Annotated in this window: 22 protein-coding genes; all 22 read left to right on the top strand. The window is 36.9% G+C overall.

The window, feature by feature from the left end; translation table 11 throughout:
- Positions 1–2: 2 nt before the first annotated feature.
- The 22 genes from fliR (at position 3) to rseP (ending at position 20,709) form a co-directional block, all read left to right on the top strand.
- The gene (gene fliR, locus ACOI1C_RS01275; RefSeq protein ID WP_422507189.1) at positions 3–779 is read left to right on the top strand and encodes a flagellar biosynthetic protein FliR; all 777 of its coding nucleotides are present in this window, start codon (positions 3–5) and stop codon (positions 777–779) included.
- 1 nt (position 780) lies between these two features.
- A complete protein-coding gene (gene flhB, locus ACOI1C_RS01270) occupies positions 781–1,875 on the top strand; it encodes a flagellar biosynthesis protein FlhB (protein ID WP_422507187.1) in 1,095 nt (364 codons plus the stop codon).
- A 12-nt stretch (positions 1,876–1,887) separates the two neighbouring features.
- Positions 1,888–3,924, top strand: coding sequence for a flagellar biosynthesis protein FlhA (flhA, locus tag ACOI1C_RS01265; RefSeq protein WP_422507185.1), 2,037 nt, complete (start codon positions 1,888–1,890; stop codon positions 3,922–3,924).
- A complete protein-coding gene (gene flhF / locus ACOI1C_RS01260; RefSeq protein ID WP_422507183.1) occupies positions 3,921–5,090 on the top strand; it encodes a flagellar biosynthesis protein FlhF in 1,170 nt (389 codons plus the stop codon). Before flhA ends, flhF begins: the two co-directional genes overlap by 4 nt.
- Positions 5,087–5,947 (top strand): MinD/ParA family protein, encoded by an 861-nt coding sequence (locus ACOI1C_RS01255; RefSeq protein WP_422507181.1) that lies wholly within the window; start codon positions 5,087–5,089, stop codon positions 5,945–5,947. Before flhF ends, ACOI1C_RS01255 begins: the two co-directional genes overlap by 4 nt.
- Positions 5,948–5,956: 9 nt before the next feature.
- The gene (locus tag ACOI1C_RS01250) at positions 5,957–7,042 is read left to right on the top strand and encodes a protein-glutamate methylesterase/protein-glutamine glutaminase (RefSeq protein WP_422507179.1); all 1,086 of its coding nucleotides are present in this window, start codon (positions 5,957–5,959) and stop codon (positions 7,040–7,042) included.
- 13 nt (positions 7,043–7,055) lie between these two features.
- Positions 7,056–9,110: a chemotaxis protein CheA gene (locus tag ACOI1C_RS01245; protein ID WP_422507177.1), complete on the top strand. Its 2,055-nt coding sequence runs from the start codon at positions 7,056–7,058 to the stop codon at positions 9,108–9,110.
- 21 nt (positions 9,111–9,131) lie between these two features.
- Positions 9,132–9,590: a chemotaxis protein CheW gene (locus ACOI1C_RS01240; RefSeq protein WP_422507175.1), complete on the top strand. Its 459-nt coding sequence runs from the start codon at positions 9,132–9,134 to the stop codon at positions 9,588–9,590.
- An 11-nt stretch (positions 9,591–9,601) separates the two neighbouring features.
- The gene (locus ACOI1C_RS01235; RefSeq protein WP_422507173.1) at positions 9,602–10,243 is read left to right on the top strand and encodes a chemotaxis protein CheC; all 642 of its coding nucleotides are present in this window, start codon (positions 9,602–9,604) and stop codon (positions 10,241–10,243) included.
- Positions 10,233–10,739, top strand: a complete 507-nt coding sequence (locus tag ACOI1C_RS01230) for a chemotaxis protein CheD (RefSeq protein WP_422507171.1) — start codon at positions 10,233–10,235, stop codon at positions 10,737–10,739. The genes ACOI1C_RS01235 and ACOI1C_RS01230 overlap by 11 nt, the downstream gene beginning before the upstream one ends.
- 1 nt (position 10,740) lies before the next feature.
- Positions 10,741–11,070 (top strand): hypothetical protein, encoded by a 330-nt coding sequence (locus ACOI1C_RS01225; protein WP_422507169.1) that lies wholly within the window; start codon positions 10,741–10,743, stop codon positions 11,068–11,070.
- Between the two features lie 121 nt (positions 11,071–11,191).
- On the top strand, positions 11,192–11,962 hold the full coding sequence (locus ACOI1C_RS01220; RefSeq protein ID WP_422507167.1) for a FliA/WhiG family RNA polymerase sigma factor: 771 nt from the start codon (positions 11,192–11,194) through the stop codon (positions 11,960–11,962).
- A 41-nt stretch (positions 11,963–12,003) separates the two neighbouring features.
- The gene (locus ACOI1C_RS01215; protein ID WP_422507165.1) at positions 12,004–12,306 is read left to right on the top strand and encodes a hypothetical protein; all 303 of its coding nucleotides are present in this window, start codon (positions 12,004–12,006) and stop codon (positions 12,304–12,306) included.
- Positions 12,307–12,315: 9 nt separating this feature from the next.
- Positions 12,316–12,870: a hypothetical protein gene (locus tag ACOI1C_RS01210; protein WP_422507163.1), complete on the top strand. Its 555-nt coding sequence runs from the start codon at positions 12,316–12,318 to the stop codon at positions 12,868–12,870.
- A gap of 161 nt (positions 12,871–13,031) precedes the next feature.
- Entirely contained in the window at positions 13,032–13,739 is a 708-nt protein-coding gene (gene rpsB / locus ACOI1C_RS01205; RefSeq protein WP_422507161.1) for a 30S ribosomal protein S2, read from the top strand.
- Between the two features lie 138 nt (positions 13,740–13,877).
- Entirely contained in the window at positions 13,878–14,759 is an 882-nt protein-coding gene (tsf, locus tag ACOI1C_RS01200; RefSeq protein WP_422507159.1) for a translation elongation factor Ts, read from the top strand.
- A 177-nt stretch (positions 14,760–14,936) separates the two neighbouring features.
- Positions 14,937–15,659, top strand: a complete 723-nt coding sequence (gene pyrH / locus ACOI1C_RS01195; RefSeq protein WP_422507157.1) for a UMP kinase — start codon at positions 14,937–14,939, stop codon at positions 15,657–15,659.
- Between the two features lies 1 nt (position 15,660).
- Positions 15,661–16,218 carry a ribosome recycling factor gene (gene frr / locus ACOI1C_RS01190; protein ID WP_422507155.1) on the top strand — a complete coding sequence of 186 codons (558 nt, stop codon included), beginning with the start codon at positions 15,661–15,663 and terminating at the stop codon, positions 16,216–16,218.
- A 426-nt stretch (positions 16,219–16,644) separates the two neighbouring features.
- On the top strand, positions 16,645–17,418 hold the full coding sequence (locus ACOI1C_RS01185; RefSeq protein WP_422507153.1) for an isoprenyl transferase: 774 nt from the start codon (positions 16,645–16,647) through the stop codon (positions 17,416–17,418).
- A gap of 18 nt (positions 17,419–17,436) precedes the next feature.
- Positions 17,437–18,225: a phosphatidate cytidylyltransferase gene (locus tag ACOI1C_RS01180; protein WP_422507151.1), complete on the top strand. Its 789-nt coding sequence runs from the start codon at positions 17,437–17,439 to the stop codon at positions 18,223–18,225.
- Between the two features lie 41 nt (positions 18,226–18,266).
- Positions 18,267–19,415: a 1-deoxy-D-xylulose-5-phosphate reductoisomerase gene (locus ACOI1C_RS01175; RefSeq protein WP_422507149.1), complete on the top strand. Its 1,149-nt coding sequence runs from the start codon at positions 18,267–18,269 to the stop codon at positions 19,413–19,415.
- 13 nt (positions 19,416–19,428) lie between these two features.
- Positions 19,429–20,709 (top strand): RIP metalloprotease RseP, encoded by a 1,281-nt coding sequence (rseP, locus tag ACOI1C_RS01170; RefSeq protein WP_422507147.1) that lies wholly within the window; start codon positions 19,429–19,431, stop codon positions 20,707–20,709.
- Positions 20,710–20,711 lie beyond the last annotated feature (2 nt).

The raw sequence follows: 20,711 nt of genomic DNA, 5'->3' as shown, positions 1-20,711 counted from the left end.
GTATGGATGAATTTGTAGTTAAGATTTCAGGATACTTGCTTATACTAGTCAGAATAAGTGCATTCTTCGTAACCGTTCCTATTTTTTCTTACCGTACTATTCCTAATACTCACAAAGTTGGTTTAGCTGTTTTTTTGTCATGGATCATGTTTTATACCGTCGAGATCCCTTCCATCCAATTTGATGGATTTTATATACTGCTGATAATTAAAGAGATACTAGTAGGTTTAATGATAGGGTTAATTGCCTTTATTGTGTTAGCTGCTATTCAACTTGCTGGAGGATTAATCGATTTCCAAATGGGGTTTGCTATTGCAAACGTTGTAGACCCCCAAACGGGTGCTCAGTCTCCTCTAATGGGACAGTTCTTATATATCGTATCCTTACTCTTTCTACTTTCAGTAAATGGGCATCATCTTTTAATAGATGGTATATTTTATAGCTACCAAACGATACCTCTCGATCAATTATGGGTTCCGTTTGGTGATGAAGAAATGCTAAATCATTTAATCACTACCTTTAACTCAATGTTTGTCATCGCTTTTCAAATGTCTCTTCCTATTGTAGGTTCTTTGTTTTTAGTAGACATTGCATTAGGAATTATAGCTAGAACGGTGCCACAATTGAATATATTTGTTGTTGGTATGCCGCTTAAAGTGATTTCAGGCTTAATCATGCTTGTGGTGATGATGTCTATTTTTATTAAGCTTGTGGAAAATTTATTCGAGCAAGCTCTTTATGCAATGAGAGCACTTATGCATCTTATAGGAGGGGCATAATTTGTATCGTTATTCGCTAAACCTTCAGTTCTTTGCAGGTGAGAAAACAGAAAAGGCAACTCCAAAGAAAAGGCAAGAATCAAGGAAAAAGGGGCAGGTAGCGAAAAGTCAGGATGTCAATACGGCCATCCTACTCCTATTTGTTTTCCTTTTTTTTTGGTTTAGCGGTGGAATGATGCTTGACGGAATGATCGACTTGTTTGTCCATAGTTTTGAGGATTATATGCTGATGGAACTTACTGAACAAACTGCTTTTAGTATTTTGTCAGATCTCCTCCCAGAAATCGTACTGATTTTGATGCCTGTCATGCTAGTGGCTATGCTAGGAGGAATAATCGCTAACTATCTTCAGGTCGGGTTCCTGTTTTCTACAGAAGCTATTCAATTCAAACTCGAGAAGTTGGATCCAATAAAAGGTGCAAAGAACATCTACTCACTACGTGCAATTGTAGAATTGTTAAAATCAACCATGAAAATATCGTTTATTGGGCTGGTTGCCTTTGGTGTTCTTTGGTCGGATTGGGACGGTGTCCTGCGTCTCTCTCAAGTGAGTGTAGACGAAGCACTGGTGTTTTTATCGAGTTTGGTATTGAAAATGGGGTTTGCATCGACCATTGTCTTACTCGTTCTTGCTCTTTTTGATTATACTTATCAAAAATTCGACTTTGAAAAGAATATACGAATGTCTATACAGGATATAAAAGACGAATATAAGAACACGGAGGGTGACCCCTTAATAAAATCAAAAATCAAACAAAAGCAACGTGAGATGGCCATGCAACGGATGATGCAAGAGGTTCCAAAGGCAGATGTGGTTATAACAAATCCTACTCATTATGCCATTGCATTAAAATATGATGATACTAAAATGGATGCACCCTACATTGTCGCAAGCGGAGTGGATTATATTGCCTTGAAAATTCGTTCTATTGCAACCAATCATGAAATACCAACAATTGAAAATCGACCTTTAGCGAGAGCTCTTTATGAGCAAACTGAAATAGGGGATGCTGTGCCAGAAGAATTTTTTAAGGCAATTGCCGAGATTTTGGCTTATATTTATCGTCTAAATCAAAAGATGGAATCACAGAAGTAAGGAGTGTTGAGAATGAAGGCAAGAGACTTTCCAGTAATAATTGGTGTTTTATTAATCATCGTAATGCTTATTATTCCTTTTCCGCCCCTATTACTGGATATATTAATCATGATTAATTTATCTCTTGCACTAATTGTGTTATTGACATCTATGAATATGACAGAACCACTGCAATTATCGGTTTTTCCTTCTCTCTTACTAATCTTGACATTATTCCGTCTAGGATTAAATGTCTCAACAACTAGATCTATTCTTAGTACAGGGGATGCAGGGAATGTTGTACATACCTTCGGAAACTTTGTTATTGGTGGAAATGAACTAGTTGGATTAGTTGTGTTCATTATATTAGTTATTATACAATTTATGGTTATTACAAAAGGGTCCGAACGTGTGTCAGAGGTAGCGGCAAGATTTACTTTAGATGCAATGCCAGGTAAACAAATGGCAATTGATGCTGACTTAAATGCAGGACTAATATCTGAGAAACAAGCAACAGAGAGACGGGAAAAAATTTCAGGTGAAGCTGATTTTTATGGAGCGATGGACGGAGCTAGTAAGTTCGTAAAGGGTGATGCCATTGCTGGGATTATTATCACGATGATTAATATCATTTTTGGTATTATTATCGGAGTGGTCCAAATGGGAATGACCATTGGAGATGCCTCAAGTACCTTCATGGTGCTATCAATAGGTGACGGATTAGTCTCACAATTGCCAGCCTTAATGATCTCGACTGCAACAGGTATCATTGTTACACGTGCTGCTTCTAAAGGTAATTTATCTCAAGATATTACAACTCAATTATTTGCTTTTCCAAAGATGTTATATGTAGCAGGTGCGACAATCATACTTCTAGGAATAGTTACACCACTAAGTGACCTTTTAACACTTCCAATTGGTGGGTTTATGATTTTTGGTGGATATATGCTCGGTAGAGTGAAAGAGCCTGGCGAAAATGAATTAGAGGAGCTTGAAGAACAGATTGAAACAGATGAAATGAAAAGTCCTGAAAGTGTTGTCAATCTTTTGAACGTGGACCCGATAGAATTCGAATTTGGTTACGGACTCATTCCTCTTGCTGATACAAACCAAGGTGGAGATTTACTGGACCGAGTTGTTATGATTAGACGACAGTTAGCAATTGAACTAGGTATTGTTATACCAGTCGTTCGGATAAGAGACAATATTCAGCTTCAACCTAATGAATACCGTTTGAAAATTAAGGGGAATGAAGTGGCTAAAGGAGAGTTGCTTCTTGATCACTACTTAGCAATGAGCCCTGGTATGGATGAAGATTCAGTTGAGGGAATCGACACAATCGAACCTTCATTTGGTCTTCCAGCAAAATGGATAACGGATAAAGTCAAAGAACAAGCAGAAATGTTTGGCTATACAGTAGTTGATCCCCCGTCTGTTGTTTCGACTCATATTACAGAAATTCTTAAATCGAATGCTCATGAATTATTGGGAAGACAAGAAACGAAACAGTTGGTGGATCATATTAAAGAATCTTACCCGATTTTAGTAGAAGAAGTAACACCAAACCCACTGTCTATTGGAGATGTTCAGAAAGTATTGGGTAAACTACTAAGAGAAAAAGTATCCATTCGAAATTTACCAGTAATTTTTGAAACGTTAGCTGATTATGGGAAAATGTCAACCGACACGGATTTACTTACTGAGTATGTAAGACAAGCATTAGCTAGACAAATTACCTCACAATTTGCCATTGAGGGAGAAGTATTAAGAGTTGTAACCTTGTCTGGTAGAGTGGAAAAGGCGATTGCAGAAGGTGTTCAACAAACCGAGCACGGAAATTACTTGTCGTTAGATCCTACGGTATCTCAAAACATTATCCAATCTGTCGCAAGCCAAGTGGAACAGCTTTCACTGCAAGAACAGCAATCGATCTTACTATGCTCACCAGCTGTACGTATGTATGCTAAGCAGTTAATTGAAAGATACTTACCTAATGTTCCTGTTCTTTCTTACAATGAGTTAGAAGCAAATGTTGAAGTTCAAAGTGTTGGGGTGGTGAATATAGAATGAAGGTAAAGAAATATGTAGCACCTACTATGCCTGAAGCAATGAAGAAAATAAGAGCAGAACTAGGCAAAGATGCCGTTATTCTTAATTCTAAAGTCATTCATACAGGAGGGATATTTGGTTTTTTTACTAAAAAAAATATAGAGGTAATTGCAGCCCTTGATCCCTCCCCTCTAGATAGGCAGCCTGTTCAAAAAGAGAAACCACGCCCGATTCAGCCTAGTGTTAACGAGACATTATGGACAAAACCAATTTCAAAAATAGAAGATAAGTCAATGGAAAGGAATGACTCAAATCTAAAAAATGAGATAGACGAGCTTAAAATATTACTTAAAGACTTATCGACAAACCAACATCATATTTCAACTACCTTATATCCAGAACAACTTCAAAAGGTGGAAATGAAATTGATGGAACAAGAGGTAGATCTAGCCATTAGAGTTGAACTTATGTCAAGTTTAGTCGAGCTTTGGTATAAAAATAATTCAAAGGCATCTGAGCGTGAAATCGAAGGATGGCTTCGTCAGCTATTGTTTCAAAAGGTTGAACAGTTTCAGCATGGTGGAATATCATTTCAAAAGAAATTTATTAATGTTGTGGGCCCAACGGGTGTTGGAAAAACAACAACTCTTGCAAAAATGGCAGCAAACTGTGTCCTAAAACACAACAAAAAAGTTGCATTTATAACGACAGATACATACAGAATTGCTGCGATTGAGCAGCTTAAAACATATGCAAAAATACTGGATGTTCCAATTGAAGTTTGTTATAACCTAGATGATTTTGTGAAGGCAAAAGAGAACTTTTCATCCTTTGACCTAGTTTTTATTGATACGGCTGGTCGTAATTTTAGAAACAAACAGTATGTTGAAGACTTAAATGAAGTGATTAATTTTTCAGATGAAATGGAAACCTTTTTAGTACTTTCATTAACAGCAAAAATAAAAGATATGAATGAAATCTACAAACAATTTTCGATTGTGGATATTCATCGATTTATTTTCACTAAAGCTGATGAAACTTCTCAATATGGGGCTATATTAAATCTAATGTTAGCCCATAAAAAGGGAGTAGCGTATGTAACAACAGGTCAAAATGTCCCAGATGATATAGTTGAAGCAACCCCTGAAATTCTTATCCAAACACTTCTTGGAGAAGAGAAAAAATGAGAGACCAAGCTGAAAGCTTACGTCATAAACTACTGAAAATCCACAAAAATGAAGCAAAAGTAATTGCAATAGTGAGTGGCAAAGGAGGAGTTGGCAAATCAAACTTCTCTATAAACTTCTCCATTAATCTATCAAGAAAAGGTCACAGTGTTCTCTTATTTGATATGGATATCGGAATGGGAAATATCGACATATTAATGGGGCTATCTTCAAAGGGAACCTTTATTGATATCTTTGAGCCTGATATGTCGATTCAGGACGTTATTAAACAAGGACCTGAAGGAGTCGACTATATATCAGGAGGTTCCGGGCTTTCTACATTATTTAAATTCGATACTGAAAAACTAACTTATTTATTAAATCAAATCGAAGTCCTTTCTGAGGAGTATGAGTACATTATCTTTGATATGGGTGCTGGAATAAACGAAGATAGTCTTCAATTTCTGCTTTCTGTTCATGAGATATTTGTCATTACAACTCCAGAACCTACTTCCATTACAGATGCCTATTCCATGATGAAATTCATATGTACAAGGGAGCAGGATGCAGATTTTTATCTAGTCGTCAATCGTGCCCATAGTCCAGATGAAGGGATTCATACACTTACTAGACTTAGCCAAGTGACAAAACAGTTTCTTCAAAAAGAGATCGTTCAGCTCGGATTTTTGCCAGATGATCGTTCTGTTAATAAGGCAGTTGGTCGGCAAACACCTTTTTCAATTTTTGATCCAAAATCGAAAATTAGCCTTGCTCTCTTTGATTTAACCGAACGGTATACTAAAGGAACCAGCCTAGTTAAGAAACAAAAGTCTCTGTCCTTCATCTCAAAGCTCCGCCAATACTTCTCAGAAAGGTAGGGATGATACATGAGAAAGATAAAAGTACTTGTTGTAGATGACTCAGCATTCATGAGAAAACTAATTATAGGATTTCTTCTGGAAGACAGTAGGTTTGAAGTTGTAGGGATTGCTAGGAATGGAAGAGATGCAATTCAGAAAGTGACAGAGCTAAAACCTGATGTTATTACCCTTGATGTAGAGATGCCGATTTTAAATGGTATAGAAGCATTAAAAGAAATGATGAAGGTTAACCCTTTGCCTGTGGTTATGCTTTCTAGTACGACGAAAGAAGGAGCAGAAAACACGATCTTAGCCATGCAATATGGTGCTGTAGATTTTATTTTGAAACCTTCCGGTGCTATTTCTCTTGATTTACATAAAGTTAAAGAAGAAATCAAAGAAAAGGTATTTCATGCTGCCCAAGTAAAAAAGGCTAATTTACAACGTTTTGAACCAATTTTACAAACTTCTATCCTGAATGTCGAAGAATGTAGTAAAATAGAGAATAATGAATATTCTTATAAGAAATTCAACTTAAATAAAAAAATTGTTTGTATAGGAACTTCAACGGGTGGTCCTAGGGCGTTACAGCAAGTGTTAACAAGACTACCCAGAGAAATGGATGCCCCATTATTAATTGTTCAACATATGCCACCAGGCTTTACAAAGTCGTTAGCTGTTCGATTAAATTCTTTATGTCAAATCGAAGTGAAGGAAGCAGAAGATGGTGAAATTCTCAGAAAGGGAATTGCCTATATTGCTCCAGGAGGTTTTCATTTAAAGGTGAAAAAGATTGGTAGCTCTATTGCTGTTCAATTAGATCAATCACCGCCTAGAAATGGTCATCGACCTGCAGTGGATGTATTATTTGAATCTGTTAGCAAGCTTTCAGAATATGCTAAGATTGCTGTCATTATGACAGGGATGGGATCAGATGGTACAGATGGACTAAAAGAAATGAAATCAACTGGTGAGGTTTTGAGTATGGCAGAAGCAGAGGAAACATCCATTGTATTCGGTATGCCCAAATCGGCTATTGCAACTAATAAGGTGGATATAGTCGTAAATTTAGATGAAATCGCTACACAAATAATGAAAAAGCTACTTAAGTAAGGGGTGTGGAGTTATGGATCTTAGTCAATATTTGGAAATTTTTATTGAAGAGAGCAAAGAGCATCTACAAGCAGTGAATGATCATTTATTAGTTTTGGAAAAAAATCCAGGTGATCTTTCAATCGTGAATGAAATCTTCAGATCTGCCCATACGTTAAAAGGTATGTCTGCGACGATGGGGTATGAAGATTTAGCAAGTTTAACACATCAAATGGAAAATGTTCTCGACGGTATTCGGAATGAGAAACTTACTGTGACTCCTGAAGTAATGGATGTTGTGTTTCAGTCAGTTGATGACCTAGAAGCAATGGTTCACTCAATTGCTGATGGCGGAGACGGAAAAAGAAACGTAAAAGAAGTTGTTGAAAAGCTGATTGCCATAGAGAAAGGAGAAAAAATTGGTAAATCTAGATCCACAAAACCATTAGCCCAGCTAAACCTAGAAGTAACTTCAACTCCGCAAATTCATTCTCAAGATTATGACGAGTTTGAACTTACTGTACTTCAACAATCTAAAGAACAAGGGTATGAAAGCTATGAAGTAACCGTTTCTTTACGAGAGGATTGTCTATTAAAGGCTGCTAGAGTATTTATGGTATTCGGAATTTTAGAGCAGGTAGGGGAAGTCATTAAATCTACCCCTTCAGTCGAGATTCTTGAAGAGGAGAAATTTGATCAGACATTTACTGTCACTATAGTTGCGAAGGAATCTTCAACTGCGATTCAAAGTAAGGTAATGAAGGTTTCTGAAGTGGAGAGTGTGACTTTACAAGCGATCGATTTCTCGACAATGGGTACTCCTAAAAAGGCAATTGAGAGTATCGAGACGGAGACAAGTTTTATTCAAAATGTCCAAATTGAAGAGCCAATAGATGGAAGTCCTGAGAAGAAGGAAGCGGCTTCTAAAGGGAAGAGCGTTGGGAATAAGACAATAAGAGTGAATATCGAGCGACTAGATGTTTTAATGAACCTTTTTGAAGAACTAGTTATTGACAGAGGTCGCTTAGAACAAATTTCTGGAGAGTTAAAAAACTCTGAGTTGCAAGAGACAGTAGAAAGAATGTCTAGAATATCAGGGGATCTTCAAAACATTATATTAAACATGCGAATGGTTCCAGTTGACACCGTATTTAACCGTTTTCCAAGAATGGTTCGCCAGCTAGCGAGAGACCTAGGGAAGAAAATAGAACTAGTTGTAGTTGGAGCAGAAACTGAATTAGATCGAACAGTTATTGATGAAATAGGGGATCCGCTCGTTCATTTACTTAGAAATGCGATTGACCATGGTGTGGAGATGCCAGACGAAAGAAAACGAAATGGGAAAAATGAAGAAGGTACTGTTGTGCTAAAAGCATTTCATAGCGGGAATCACGTGTTTATTGAAATTGAAGATGACGGTGGCGGAATTAGTCGTGAAAAGGTCTTGAGAAAAGCGATTAGTAAAGGCGCTGTTTCCGAAAAGATAGCTTCAACCTTATCGGATAAACAAGTTTTTGAATTGATCATGTCATCAGGGTTCTCTACTGCTGAAACCATCTCAGATATTTCAGGACGTGGAGTAGGTCTAGATGTGGTGAAAAACACGATAGAATCTCTAGGCGGTTCCATTTCGATTGATTCGGTTCAAGGAAAAGGGACAACATTCTCTATCCAACTTCCACTTACACTATCCATTATTTCAGTCATGCTAATAGAATTAGGTAAAGAAAAATTTGCAATTCCACTTTCATCAATAATTGAAACCGCAATTATTAAAAAAGAGGATATATTAAATGCACACAATCAGAAGGTAATTGATTTTAGAGGCAGGGTTGTTCCTCTCGTTTACCTAAGTGATGTATTTGAGGTGCCAGAAGTCTTAGAAGCAGGACTGTTTTTATCTGTCATTATTGTCCGTAAAGGAGACAAAATGGCAGGACTTGTAGTAGATTCTTTTATCGGACAACAAGAAGTCGTTTTAAAAACGTTAGGAAACTACTTAACAACTGTTTTTGCTATCTCAGGTGCTACCATTTTGGGTGATGGACAGGTTGCACTCATTGTAGATTGTAATGCCTTAATAAGATAGATGAGAGGAGGAATCAGCGAAATGTCACTAGAAAATGCTAACGATTTAAAAGTCATCGTTTTTCAACTTGCTGAAGAAGAGTATGGAGTACCGGTCGGGCAAGTCCGCTCAATTGAAAAAGTTCAACATATTACTCGCGTTCCGAAGTCGGTTGGTTTTGTAAAAGGTGTACTAAACCTTAGAGGGGTTGTGACACCTATTATTGATTTGAGAATACGTTTTGGCCTTAAGGAAATTGACTACACAGATAGTACACGCATCATAATCGTTACACTTGAAAATATGGAAGTAGGACTAATTGTTGATGCTGCAAACGATGTTCTAGATATTTCAAATGATTCGATTGAACCTCCTCCAAAAGTTGTGGGAGTAGTGGAGGCAGATTACTTAAAGGGAGTCATCAAAGTAGGGAAACGACTATTGATTCTATTGAATTTAGAATCAGTATTAAACGTTGATGAATTGGAAATTAGAAGGTAAAAGGTAAAAATATGTCATTCATAAAGAGTCTTAGCTCTACTCATATAGATATTTTAAAAGAAGTTGGAAACATTGGAGCTGGACATGCTGCAACTGCTCTTTCTAAACTGCTTAATAAGAAGATAGATATGAAGGTACCCGATGTAAAGATTGTTTCTTTTAATGAGATGATGGAAGTAGTCGGCGGTTCTGAAAAAATTGTGGCGAGTGTCTTTTTACGAGTAGAAGGTGATGCCCCTGGAAGCATGTTTTTTATTCTTTCAATTGAACAAGCTTCAAGGTTTATTCAGCAATTAACAAATGATCCGACATTTTCATTTAAGGAACTGCCTCATCCAGAAATGGCACTTTCTGCTTTACAGGAGTTAGGAAATATTTTATCTGGATCCTATCTATCATCTTTCTCGGATTTCACAAGGCTAAACCTTTATCCTTCTGTACCAGCTATTAGTATTGATATGATTGGTGCCATTATTAGCTATGGATTAATTGAACTTTCTACAGTAAGTGATTATGCAATATTGATTGATACAGCCCTTCAAGAAGAAGATCAACCTGTAAACGACAGTGTGAAAGGACATTTTTTTCTTTTGCCTGATCCAGATTCCTTTTCCATAATTTTTAGGGCACTAGGTGTTTCTGATGATAAATAGTGTGCATATCTCCACTATAATTAAAGTAGGAATTGCCGAAATGAATATTGTAAAACCACCCGGACTTATTAGAACCTCTGGTCTCGGGTCATGTGTTGGTGTCATTTTATATGATCCCATTCATGAAATAGGCGGATTAGCTCACATCATGCTGCCAGATTCATCATTAGCCAAGAATGGTACACTAAATCATGCGAAATTTGCTGATACAGCGATTGAAGCATTAGTTAAATTACTTGTTGAAGCAGGGGCAAAACAAATGTTACTCAAAGCAAAAATAGCAGGAGGAGCCCAAATGTTTCAATTTATTTCAGGCAGTGAAATGATGAGAATTGGACCTAGAAACTCAGAAGCAGTTAAAGAAGAGCTAAAGAGATTCAATATTGAATTGAAGGCCGAAGATACAGGTGGAAGTAGCGGTCGTACAATTGAATTCAATCCTAAAACTAGTGAACTTATGGTTCGAACAGTAAACCACGGAGTTAGAGTGCTATAATATGGCTGGTTCATGGATAATCAATATTTTTTTCGGATCAGTTGGATTTTTGGTTGTGTTTGTCTCAGCTTTTACAACGAATACCTTTGCGACATCTCTGATACGCGGGTTAATGGCCTTCGTATCTTTCTTTCTAATTGCCTATTTATTTAGATGGAGTTTTCATTTTATAATGCATGACTCTTCAGGGAATACTAGTGTAAGTAGTTCTGCAGATCAATCCATTGAATCAGAATCTAGTTCTGAGAATGGGATTGTCCAATCTACTCAGTCATTAACAGATGAAGAAGCAAAATTGACGTCCAGTTACATAAAAGATTTACTGAAGTAAAGTTACACTTTGATGGATGGGTGCCTCGACACCACTATGTGCTTAGATAGAGATCATATATTATGGAGTTTCCATTATAAAGGACAAACAAAATTAGATCGGCATATAGGGGAGGATGAATATGACTCAAGTTTCCACTAATGAGGATCAGATAATTTGGCAAAAGTGGACCTTAAACCGAGATTCTGATGCTGGTGATTCATTAATGCGTATGTATATACCTTTAGTGAGTTTTCACGTTCAACGCATTTCGGTTGGACTTCCTAAGAGCGTAAGTAAGGATGATTTAACGAGTCTTGGTATGCTTGGATTGTATGATGCTCTCGAGAAATTTGATCCAACCAGGGATTTAAAATTTGATACATATGCAACTTTTCGAATCAGAGGGGCTATTATTGATGGTTTACGGAAGGAAGACTGGCTATCAAGAAGCTCACGGGAGAAAACAAAAAAAATAGACACTGTAATTGAAAAGCTTGAACAGAAATACATGAGGACAGTTACTGCAAAGGAAATAGCAAGTGAATTAGGCATGACTGAAGAAGAAGTACAACAAACGGTGACCGAGGGCTTCTTTGCAAATGTCTTATCCTTAGATGACGGTCTTAAGGACCAAGATGACGCAAAAGACTCACCTAGAGTTACAATTAAAGATGAAAGAACGTTAACACCAGAAGATAAGATTCTTAAAGATGAACTAGTTGATAAGTTGGCGTTAGTCATACAGCAATTAAATGAAAAGGAACAACTAGTTGTAAGTTTATTTTATAAAGAAGAATTAACGTTAACAGAAATAGGAACAGTAATGGGCCTATCTACATCGCGAATATCTCAGATCCATTCAAAATCACTTTTTAAAATGAAAAAGCTTTTGGATTCAATATACGAATAACTTTTTTATTCAAAAAAATAAACTGCTGGGAGTGAGTATTAATGAGTTTAAAGCTTTTAGAGCTTCAGGTCGCACTTCCAAGAACAATAGATGCAAGTAAAATCCAGGAACAAATGCAACAACGAGGTCAAAATATGCAGGATCATATAACGACTAGCATGCTAAAGCAAGAGGATAGAAAAAGAAAACAAGTGGTGAAGAATGAGAAAAAAGAAAAATCATCCCTTCAACTTGGTATGAGGTCTTCAAGTGTTGGTAACTTGACAGCTAAGAAAAAAGAACAGATTCAAGAAAATAAAGAGGTTCATCCTTATAAAGGGAATACTATCGATTTAAATGGGTAGGGGGTTAGTATGACTACATTATTATGGATTATTAGCTTTATTCTCCATGGCGTTTCATTTCTGATTATCATTCTTTTTTATATTCGTCTTGAGCAAACTAAGGATATTGAGAGAAATCAAACTAGTAACCTAAAAGATATGGAAGATTTATTGTCTGCGTATATAACGGAGATCAAAGACGAGAATGAAGCATTCTTTGAAAAAACAAAACTAGAAGCTAAAGCCCATGTGAGTCACTCTACTAGTTCGAAAAATCTTGATGAAACAGTGAACCCTGTTACTAAGCAATCTAGGATTAATAGGGTAGAAGAGCAATTAACAGATCTTGATTTGGCAACATTATTACCTACATATGAAAATCCTGATGAATTAAAAAAGATAAATACTGATACTGTAGTCTTGAAAAGAGGTTCATCTTCTGATAAAGACAATAGTGAAGAACAAATGTCTTTGGGGCAGCAAGCTAGATTATTGTATAATAATGGGTTATCAGTGGAAGAAGTAGCTAAAAAGCTAAAAAAGGGAAAAACAGAAATCGAGCTGTTTTTAAAATTCAATGTATAAATAAGACGAAACATACTTGATTGTGGATTTTTACTGTGTTATAGTATTTCTTGGTGTTAACTACACACGCTCGTTAATTTGAACAATGGTGCTGATCATCAGTTTTGTTCAAAAATGATATGGGCGGAGGAAAATAAAAACCATTTTAGGAGGAAACACAAATGTCAGTAATTTCAATGAAACAATTACTTGAAGCTGGTGTTCACTTCGGTCATCAAACACGCCGTTGGAACCCAAAAATGAAGAAGTACATTTTCACAGAACGTAACGGAATTTATATCATCGACTTACAAAAGACTGTGAAAAAAGTTGAAGAAGCTTACAACTTCGTTAAAGAACTAGGTGCAAACGGCGGAACAATGCTTTTTGTTGGTACAAAAAAGCAAGCTCAAGATTCTGTTAAAGAAGAAGCTGCGCGTTCTGGTATGTATTTTGTGAACCAACGTTGGTTAGGTGGAACTTTAACAAACTTTGAAACAATCCAAAAGCGTATCAAGCGTCTTCGTGACATCGAGAAGATGCAAGAAGATGGAACGTTTGAAGTTCTTCCTAAGAAAGAAGTTATTAATCTTATGAAGGAATTAGAAAAACTAGAAAAGTTCTTAGGCGGAATTAAAGATATGAAGCGACTTCCAGATGCTTTATTTATCATTGACCCACGTAAAGAGCGTATTGCAGTTGCTGAAGCACATAAATTAAACATCCCAATCGTAGGTATCGTTGATACAAACTGTGATCCAGATGAAATTGATTATGTAATTCCTGCTAACGATGATGCAATCCGTGCAGTAAAACTTCTTACTGCTAAAATGGCTGATGCAATCCTTGAGTCAAAACAAGGTGAAGAAACAGCTCCAACTACTGCTTAAGTCAAACTCAAGGTGATAAGAGGGATGTTAGCCTTTTTATCACCTTTTTTAAGGCAAATAGTAAATTAATTTATAATCGGCTATATTAATAGTCGTACATCATTTTACATAACGTATAAACTTAAGGAGGAAATAACAATGGCTGTTACAGCTCAAATGGTTAAGGATTTACGTTTAAAAACTGGCGCTGGTATGATGGATTGTAAAAAGGCGTTAACTGAAACAGATGGTGATATGGAAAAAGCGATTGACTTCCTTCGTGAAAAGGGGATTGCTAGCGCTGCGAAGAAATCAGACCGTATTGCTGCAGAAGGTCTTTCTATCATTGAAATCCAAGGAAATGATGCTGTTATTCTAGAAGTGAACTCAGAAACTGACTTCGTTGCAAAAAATGAAGGATTCCTCACATTAACAAAAGAATTAGCGGCTCACTTATTAAAAAATAAGCCTGCTACTACAGAAGATGCATTACAACAAACGATGGATAATGGGACTTCAGTTCTAGATCACATTAATACAGCAATGGCTAAAATTGGTGAAAAGTTAACTCTTCGTCGTTTTACAATTGAGACGAAAACAGACAACGATGCTTTTGGTGCATACTTACACATGGGTGGACGTATCGGTGTTTTAACTGTTCTTGAAGGAACAACAAATGATTCAGTTGCCAAAGACGTTGCTATGCATATCGCAGCTGTCAACCCTAAGTACATTGACCGTGATGCGGTTACAGAAGAAGAAGTTGCGCGTGAGCGTGAAGTATTAACACAGCAAGCCCTTAATGAAGGGAAACCAGAAAAAATTGTTGCAAAGATGGTTGATGGCCGTCTAGGAAAATTCTTTGAAGATATTTGCCTACTAGACCAAAGCTTTGTTAAGGACCCTGACCAAAAGGTTCGTAAATTCGTTGAGAGCAAAGGGGCTACTGTTAAAATCTTCGTCCGTTATGAAGTAGGAGAAGGTATTGAAAAACGTCAAGATAACTTCGCAGAAGAAGTTATGAACCAAGTAAATAAATAATATTTGCAGTATTTTTCTAAGGGAGCATTTGCAAAATACTCTTCTAAGCTGATACAGCTAGAGATTCGAAAGAAGATAGGGAACACAATGTGTTCCCTCTTTTTTAAAGAAATTTGCTTTTGCTTCAATTAATAAGCAAAGCTAAATTGAACAATACTAGGTTCACAGGAGGTAGCGATGAGTACTGCAAAGTATAAACGAGTGGTATTAAAATTAAGTGGTGAAGCACTTGCTGGGGAACTTGGATTTGGAATTAATCCTGAGATTATTCAATCCATCGCAAATCAAATTAAGGAAATTGCTGAACTGGATGTTGAAGTGGCAGTTGTTGTCGGTGGAGGGAATATTTGGAGAGGCAAAGCCGGGAGCGAAATGGGAATGGACCGAGCCAATGCTGACTATATGGGTATGCTTGCGACAGTCATGAACTCACTTGCCCTGCAGGATAGCCTTGAAAATATTGGAGTTCAAACTCGTGTGCAAACATCAATTGAAATGCGACAAGTAGCCGAACCCTACATAAGAAGAAAAGCGATCAGACATCTTGAGAAAAAGCGTGTGGTTATTTTTGCAGCAGGAACGGGTAATCCGTATTTCTCAACTGACACAACAGCTGCTCTACGTGCTGCTGAAATTGAAGCTGACGTGATTCTTATGGCTAAAAATAATGTGGATGGTGTATATTCAGCTGACCCGTCCATTGATAAAACGGCTGTAAAATATGAGACCTTAACTTATCTAGATGTTTTAAAGGAAGGTCTAGCTGTAATGGATTCGACAGCTTCTTCTCTATGCATGGATAACGATATTCCTTTAATTGTCTTTTCTGTCATGGAAGAAGGAAATATTAAACGAGTTGTTCTAGGTGAAAATATAGGTACGATTGTGAGGGGGAAATAATATGGGCAAACAAGTAATTAAGAATGCCAAGGAAAAAATGGATAAGGCCATTCAAGCATATCAGCGTGAGCTTTCGACCATTCGTGCTGGACGTGCAAGTGCTTCTTTATTAGATAAGATCACAGTTGAATATTATGGAGCTTCTACTCCAGTCAATCAATTAGCTTCTGTTAATGTTCCAGAAGCCCGAATGTTAACTATTACTCCTTATGATAAGACATCACTAGGCGAGATTGAGAAAGCGATCATGAAATCAGATCTTGGTATTACTCCAAGTAATGATGGAACAATGATTCGAATTGTCATACCAGCTTTGACTGAAGAACGTCGTGTTGAATTATCAAAGCTAGTAAAAAAATATGGAGAAGAAGCAAAGGTTGCTGTTCGTAATATTCGTCGTGACTCAAACGATGATTTAAAGAAGCTTGAGAAGAGCGGGGATATCACGGAAGACGAGCTTCGCAGTATGACAGAGGATATTCAAAAAGAAACGGACTTGCATATTACAAAGGTTGATTCGGTAACGAAGGATAAAGAGAAAGAAATTATGGCTGTTTAAGCTTTTAGACGGTAAATAATAGAGATTAGTGAAAACCCTCTAATGGTAGGGGGTTTTTTGCTTGTTAAGTAAGCATGTAGTGTTTCCGCTCCCTTCTTCCTGTGAACCCCCCCACTAAGGTGTCTTCTGAGTCTTTTAGAAAGGCTCTTTTCTAAAAGATTGTCGTTTTATTAATAGGAATCTAGTGAAAGTAACCAGTTGATAAATAAGTTGATTGGAGCGAGCAACACACGTTCTAGTTAACGACTCCTCTATTGGTTAATTAGCAACGATGTTTACGAAAACAGCCTTTAGAAAACACCTACTTATAAAATCTATTAAATATCGTATCGAATTAATGGTATGATATATTTTGAATAAAAATTTAGAGTTTCTTTGAACTGTGGATAAGCTTTGTTTATAATGGTAATGATGGGGGATAAGAGAATGCTTGATAAACTTAAACGTTGGATAGACAAAAAAGAATATAGTACGGTTACTTCGAAAGAAGATGTTTTGTCGAAGCCAATTCCTAAGCACATTGCCATTATAATGGATGGAAATGGCCGTTGGGCTAGTAAGAGGGCTTTGCCTCGTATTGCGGGACATCATGAAGGGATGAAGGTTGTTAGGAAAATGACGAAGCTTGCGAATGAGCTTGGTGTTGAGGTACTGACTTTGTATGCTTTTTCAACTGAAAATTGGAAGAGGCCTAAGACTGAGGTAGACTATTTAATGAAGCTCCCTGAGGAGTTTTTAGGAACATTTTTACCGGAACTTGTGGAAGAGAATGTAAGAGTCCAAATGATTGGAAATCATAATGAAATCCCAATACATACTAGAAATGCTGTAGAGAAGGCTATGAGAGAAACGAAAAAGAACAATGGATTAATATTAAATTTCGCACTAAATTATGGGTCTAGGGATGAGATTACGAAGGCTGTTAAACAGATTGTGTCTGAAGTGCAGGCTGGTAACATTCTTGCGTCGGAGATTAGTGATGATACAATTTCGCATTATTTAATGACTAGTTCTCTTAAGGATCCAGATTTATTAATTCGCACAAGTGGTGAGCATCGTCTGAGTAATTTTATGCTCTGGCAGCTTGCATATTCAGAATTTTGGTTCACTGATGTATTGTGGCCAGATTTTTCTGAGAAAGAATTTATCCAAGCCATATTCGAGTTTCAAAAGCGTGGTCGTAGGTATGGAGGAGTATAAAAAGGTGATGAATCTAACATGATGCAACGGATATTAACAGCCATTCTAGCTGTTGCGATTTTCTTGCCATTTGTAATAATTGGCGGGCTGCCATTTACATTATTTATTTATTTACTGGCAACAATTGCTCTTTATGAATTACTAAGAATGAAAAACATATCGGTCCAAACTTTTCCAGGTGTTCTTAGCCTGATCTTAATTTGGGTCTTGTTGTTTCCAAGTACGACATTGGACTTTATGACGGATGTAAATGTATCAAAAGTAGAAATTGCACTTCTTGCCGTTGTCTTTTTGTTATCGTATACGGTAATTACAAAAAACAAGTTTACTTTTGATGATGCTGCTTTTGTTATTCTTGCTACTATTTATATAGGAATTGGATTTTATTACTTTATTGAGACAAGTGATAAGGGTCTTAAGTATTTATTTTTTGCTATGTTTGTTATTTGGGCGACAGATTCGGGTGCTTATTTTGTTGGTAGAGCAGTGGGTAAGAGAAAGCTCTGGCCTGAAATTAGTCCGAATAAGACAATAGAGGGTTCTATTGGCGGGGTAATATGTGCGCTAATTGTTGCCATTATATTTCAATTTTTTCTACCTATAACTGATTCATTCTTTAAAATGCTACTTATTACCGTTCTTCTATCCATTTTCGGGCAAATGGGGGATTTGGTAGAATCCGCTTTAAAGAGACATTACGATGTGAAAGATTCTGGCACCATTTTACCGGGGCACGGAGGGATACTAGATCGATTTGATAGCCTTTTATTTGTCTTACCAATTTTCCATTTTTTACAATTTGTATAAATGAGCTTTTACTTCAGGCTTAAAATATAGGAGCTGCAACTATGAAAAAAATCAGTTTATTAGGAGCGACAGGTTCAATTGGTACTCAAACACTTGATCTCATTCGTCTTCATCCGGAGCATTTTGAATTGATAGCTCTTTCTTTCGGTCGTAATACAGATCTGGGTCTTAAGATTATTGAAGAATTTAAACCTATTCTTGTATCTGTCCTTACTAAGGAAGATAAACAGAAGCTGGAACAACAGCTAATCTATAAGCCTGAAATTGTATATGGAGAAGAGGGTTTGGTACTTGTAGCCACTCACTCAGATTGTACGATTCTTGTAAATGCGGTTTTAGGAAGTGTAGGGCTTGTTCCAACTCTTGAAGCAATTAAAGCAGGTAAAACCATTGCGATTGCAAATAAAGAAACATTAGTAACGGCTGGGCATCTTGTAATGAAGCTCGCCCAGAAGCATAATGTGGACATTTTACCTGTTGATAGTGAGCATTCAGCTATTTTTCAATCACTTGTTGGACAGGATATAACAAAGATTAATAGACTCATTTTAACAGCTTCTGGTGGAAGTTTTCGTGATCGTTCCAGAAGTGAACTAACAAATGTGACCATTGATGAGACGTTAGCGCACCCAAACTGGACTATGGGAGCTAAAATAACTGTTGACTCAGCTACAATGATGAACAAAGGCTTGGAAGTAATTGAGGCTAGATGGTTGTTTAATATACCATACGAAAAAATAGAAGTAATATTACATAAAGAAAGTATTATTCACTCAATGGTTGAATATGATGACACGAGTGTCATCGCACAGCTTGGCACACCTGATATGAGAGTGCCGATTCAATATGCTCTTACCTATCCAATGAGATTGGAAATGCCACTTGCAAAAAGGCTTAATTTGTCTGAAATTGGAACTTTACATTTTGAAAAAATGGATCTAGATCGATTTAAATGTTTACATTTTGCTTATCAAGCTGGAAAATCAGGTGGTACCATGCCAACTGTATTAAATGCAGCCAATGAGGTTGCCGTTGATGCATTTTTAAAAGGAAGAGTCTCATTTCTTCAAATTGAGGACTTGATTGAACAAGCCTTGGAAAAGCATGAAAATAGCATGGAGCCAAATTTAGAAGAGATCCAACAAGTGGACAAGGAAACGAGAAGGTTTGTCACATCACTACTAAAATAAAGGTGGGTTACTATTGAATACAGTCATAGCTTTTGTGATCATATTTGGTGCACTTGTATTTTTTCACGAATTAGGACATCTAGTATTTGCCAAGAGAGCAGGCATTTTATGTCGTGAATTTGCTATTGGATTTGGTCCGAAGGTTTTCTCGTTCAAACGGAATGAGACAGTCTATACGATTCGACTTCTACCTATTGGCGGTTTTGTTAGAATGGCAGGAGAAGACCCAGAGACTATTGATGTAAAGGCTGGTTACCATGTTGGTTTAGTCATGAATCCCTCCAATGAAGTTATTAAAATTATATTAAACAATAAAGACAAATTTCCCAATGCACGTGTTATTGAAGTGGAGGAAGCTGACCTTGATAAACAGCTCTTCATTAGTGGTTATGAGCAAGATGAAGAGAAGCTTGAACGTTTTCAAGTCAATGAGAAGGCAGTTTTTATCATTGATGGACAAGAAACACAACTAGCTCCATACAACAGGCAGTTTGGTTCTAAGACGCTCGGTCAAAGAACACTTGCCATTATTGCGGGCCCTGCTATGAACTTTGTGTTAGCTTTTGTCACGTTTCTATTACTAGGCCTCCTTCAAGGAAGCCCCGTAGATGAGGCTAGATTAGGAGTTGTTGTTGAAAATAGTCCAGCAGCTAATGCCGGGTTACAACAAGGGGACCAGATTCAGTCCATTGACGGTGTCGATGTAACCACCTGGAAGGATGTTGTTGGAATTATTCGTCAACACCCTGAGGACGAACTAAAATTCACTATTCAAAGAAATGGGACATCATCTGACGTGATGATTACGCCTGAAAAAGCAAAGTTACCGGAGAATTCAGCTTCAACCGAGGAACCATTTGGGGTAATAGGTGTATATGGTCCTATAGAAAAAAATATAGTAAGTTCTCTTTCATATGGATTCACAGAAACTTATTTTTGGACAAAAGAGATTGTAACTGGACTTGGTAAGTTAATAACAGGCCAATTCTCAATAGATATGTTATCAGGTCCTGTTGGCATTTATGATGCAACAAATGAGGTAGCTCAAACAGGTATTTACAACTTAATGAGATGGGGAGCTATTTTAAGTATAAATCTTGGAATTGTTAATATGTTGCCACTTCCTGCGCTAGATGGAGGAAGGCTGATGTTTTTCCTTGTTGAAGCTGTTCGTGGGAAACCAATTGACCGTCAAAAGGAAGGTCTTGTTCACTTTATTGGTTTTGCGTTTTTAATGCTACTCATGCTTGTTGTCACTTGGAATGATATTCAACGTATTTTCTTCACTATGTAATT

It is taken from the genome of Bacillus sp. DJP31 (assembly GCF_049310945.1).
In the GTDB taxonomy this organism is placed as follows: Bacteria; Bacillota; Bacilli; order Bacillales; family SA4; genus Bacillus_BS.
Note: the sequence above shows the minus strand (reverse complement) of the source record. Positions and strands in the feature narration are given on the sequence as shown.